This is a genomic window from Clostridia bacterium, assembly GCA_019683875.1.
Lineage (GTDB): Bacteria > Bacillota > Sulfobacillia > RBS10-35 > Bu92 > Bu92.
On sequence record JADGHN010000201.1, the window covers coordinates 1 to 2,055 of the forward strand.

4 protein-coding genes are annotated in these 2,055 nt (G+C 66.8%); 1 reads left to right on the plus strand and 3 read right to left on the minus strand.

Features of this window, described 5'->3' with window-relative positions:
* Together IRZ18_09905 and IRZ18_09910 are read right to left on the minus strand one after the other, a co-directional pair.
* Positions 1 to 279: translocation-enhancing protein TepA (locus tag IRZ18_09905; protein ID MBX5477419.1), on the minus strand; the 279-nt coding region annotated here is incomplete at its 3' end.
* Between the two features lie 76 nt (positions 280 to 355).
* Positions 356 to 940 carry a hypothetical protein gene (locus IRZ18_09910; protein ID MBX5477420.1) on the minus strand — a complete coding sequence of 195 codons (585 nt, stop codon included), beginning with the start codon at positions 938 to 940 and terminating at the stop codon, positions 356 to 358.
* 74 nt (positions 941 to 1,014) lie between these two features.
* Here IRZ18_09910 and IRZ18_09915 point away from each other — a divergent pair, with 74 nt between their 5' ends.
* Positions 1,015 to 1,440, plus strand: a complete 426-nt coding sequence (locus IRZ18_09915) for an arsenate reductase ArsC (GenBank protein ID MBX5477421.1) — start codon at positions 1,015 to 1,017, stop codon at positions 1,438 to 1,440.
* A 63-nt stretch (positions 1,441 to 1,503) separates the two neighbouring features.
* On the opposite strand, the gene IRZ18_09920 is transcribed toward IRZ18_09915, so the two are convergent.
* A partial coding sequence (locus IRZ18_09920) for a ribonuclease J (protein MBX5477422.1) occupies positions 1,504 to 2,055 on the minus strand: 552 nt, incomplete at its 5' end.

The window sequence follows — 2,055 nt, forward strand, 5'->3', positions numbered from 1 at the left end:
GAGAACGAGCAGCCCTTTGATCTTGTCGTTCTGTTCCACGGCGACCAGCTGAGGCAAAACGTGCTCGTACTTCGTCGTCTTGTTCTGCGACGGCAGCGTAATGTGGCCCTCGATCTGGCCGATGACGGTGAGCACGTGGATGTCGCTTTCGCCGGGTTCGGCCGCCTTCGACGTGCCGAGTTCCTTCACGGCATCGACGGCCGTGGACTCGGCGTCCGCGCTTTCGTCGCGGCTCGCCGCGGCGGAACGGGCCTGCACAGGACTGCGGTGTTCTATCACCCAGGTCACCTCGGACCGTAGTATCCGCCGGGACGAAATCTCCTTACACCCCACACCACGTGGAGACGGCAGCCGTCTAATATCCCCTGTCCCCGTGAATCACCCGAACCTCGGCATCGATGCGGAACTGCAGGTGGGTCAGCCGGTCCAGCCAGCCGGCGGGCAGGTTACCGTCCGGCCGCCTCTCCCGGACGGTCTCCCCGATGTCCAGAACGTCCAGCCGTTGCCAGTACATTCTCTTGAGAAGATCCCGCGTCCAGGCCGCAAGCTGCCGGTTGATGTGTCGCTGGCGAATCTGCGTTCCCTGGAGCCCCGCTTCCACTTCGGGGCTGTCGACGATGAACGCGGACCCGCGCACCCTCACGACCACCGTCTGGCCGTCGGGTTGCAGCCGGCCACGGATGGAAAACCGTTGCATCCTTGCGCTGACCGGAAACCGCTTGCCCGGTGGAGGATCGAAACTCAGTTGGACGGCGCCGGTCTGACGCATCGCTCGGAGAAAGGCGACGTCGCGGAGGTCGACGGCTGTCACCATGCGGTCTCCTCTGAAGACGGCCGCACCGGTGACGACCGGGCCGCCGGGGGAGGCGGCCAGGAGCGCCGTCACCGTGGTGGCGTTGGGGACGAACGCCCCGTTGACCAGGTCGACATGGAGGAACACCGAGTTCCGTGCAGCGCGGGCCGCGCTGCGCGTTCTTCGTGCGTTGTGGTACCATCGCACCGGGAGGGCTCTCTATGCCCCATCGCGTCCTGTTCCTTTGCACGGCGAACTCCGCGCGCAGCCAGATGGCGGAGGCGTGGACCCGTGCGTTGCACGGCGACACGATCGAAGCGATGTCCGCCGGCACGCGGCCGACCGTCGTGCACCCGATGGCCGTCGAGGTCATGCGCGAAGTCGGCATCGACATCGCCCATCAGCGTTCGAAATCGGTGGAAGAGTTTCTGGGCGAGCGGTTCGACGCCGTGATCACGCTCTGCGGCGACGCGCGGGAGTCCTGTCCCCTGTTCCCTCACGCCACGCGCACGATCCACATGGGATTCCCGGACCCCGCCAGGGTGACCGGCTCGCCCGAAGAAGCGCGCGCCGCCTTCCGCAGAGTGCGCGACGACCTCCGCACGTGGATACAGGACCTGCCGAGGCTGCTTGACGCGGAACGCTGAACGCGCAACGCGAAGCGGCGCGGCGGCCCGGTGGCGACCGCCGCGCCGTTACAGCCCGACGCGTCAGATCTCGATCACGATGGGCAGGATCATGGGGCGGCGCTTCGTCTTCTCGAAGAGGAACTGGGCGAGGGCGTTGCGCACGAGCGACTTGATCGTCGACCACTCCGTCACGGGGGTGCCGTTGCGGCCCATCAAGGCGCTGACCACGCGGTTGCGCGCCTCTTCCAGAAGCTGTTCGGACTCCCGCATGTAGACGAAGCCGCGCGAGATGATGTCGGGTCCCGCGACGACCTGGCTCGTCTCCTTCGCAAGGCCCACGACGACGATGAGAATCCCGTCCTCGGACAGCTGGCGCCGGTCCCTCAGCACGATGTTTCCGACGTCGCCCACGCCGAGCCCGTCGACGAAGACCTCGCCGGCCGGGAAGGTGCCCGCGATGCGGATGCGGTTCGCCGTGACCTCGCACACCTGCCCGTTTTCGACGATCTGGATGTGGTCGGGCGGAACGCCCACCTGGCGCGCCAGCTCCGCGTGCTGCACGAGCATTCGGTACTCGCCGTGCACCGGCACGAAAAAGCGCGGCCGCAAGAGCTGCAGCATCAGCTTCATCTC